Source organism: Monashia sp. HAY1-2A (assembly GCF_056755315.1).
The window spans coordinates 1-238 of the sequence record NZ_JBNDHY010000754.1 but is presented as its reverse complement, the minus strand read 5'-3'; the positions used below and the strand labels follow the sequence as shown (position 1 = coordinate 238).

1 pseudogene is annotated in these 238 nt (G+C 51.7%); it reads right to left on the bottom strand.

The features are described 5' to 3' along the window. A pseudogene (locus tag ACPYOM_RS23800) lies at window positions 1-238 on the bottom strand (UDP-glucose 6-dehydrogenase); the annotation flags it as partial.

The following is a 238-nucleotide window of genomic DNA, read 5'->3' as shown; positions in this document are numbered from 1 at the left end:
ATGCTCAGCAGTGCGGATCAACGCCTGGACGTCTTTAGGGAAACACGAACCGCCGTAGCCGCAGCCAGGGTAGATAAAGTGGTAGCCAATGCGTGAATCAGAACCGATGCCCTGGCGGACTTTCTCGATATCCGCACCGAGCATTTCTGCCAGATTAGACATTTCATTCATGAAACTGATTTTGGTCGCCAGCATACAGTTAGCGGCATATTTGGTCAGCTCTGCACTGCGGATATCC